At 45.1% G+C, this 783-nt stretch carries 1 protein-coding gene; it reads left to right on the top strand.

The features are described from left to right. The coding region (locus IE226_RS43700) for a transposase (RefSeq protein ID WP_190087102.1) at positions 1-783 on the top strand (783 nt) is incomplete at both ends.

Genomic DNA, 783 nt, shown 5'->3' with positions numbered 1-783 from the left:
GATGCAGTCGTCTCCATATTGGTTGAAAAGGGCGTGATTAGTCTGGAGGAACAATATGTTGATGGTACTAAGATAGAGTCGAAAGCAAACAAGTACACGTTTGTATGGAAGAAGACTGTGGAAAAGAACAGGGCTAAGCTCTTGGAAAATACCTCTGCTGCATTGGCTCAGATAAAAGAACAAATTCGCCTGAATGGCGGGAGTGACATCAAGGAAGAAGACAGCGAGCCAGCCACTTCCGCCAAGGATGTAAAGAGAAGTGCACGTTTGTGTGAGAGGCAAGCGAAGAACCTTCCTAAGGCAAAGCTTACAGGAAGAGAGAAGCAAAAGCTAAATACTCAGATAGATCACTTGTTCAAAGCCTCGGACAAACTGTGCGAGTATGAAAAATCACTGGATATACTGGGCGAGAGAAACAGTTACTCCAAGACTGATCCCGATGCGACCTTCATGCGCCTCAAGGAAGATGCCATGAACAATGGGCAGACAAAGCCTGCCTATAACCTTCAAATTGCGACAGAGAATCAATATTGGACGAATTTCGCCCTTTATCCCAATCCAACAGACACCCTGACCTTCAAGCCTTTTTTGGATAAGTACAAGAAAAGATATGGGAAGCAATCCAAGAGCGTCACCGCAGACTCAGGGTATGGCTCGGAGGAGAACTACGAGTACCTAGAGATGGAAGAAATGATGGGTTATGTAAAGTACAACTGGTTTCACAAGGAACAGCATAAGCCTTTCAAGGAGGATGCCTTCAACCAAGCGAACTTCTACTACAAC

The sequence above is a fragment of the Streptomyces longisporoflavus genome (assembly GCF_014649775.1).
GTDB classification, from domain to species: Bacteria; Actinomycetota; Actinomycetes; order Streptomycetales; family Streptomycetaceae; genus Streptomyces; species Streptomyces longisporoflavus.
Note: the sequence above shows the minus strand (reverse complement) of the source record. Positions and strands in the feature narration are given on the sequence as shown.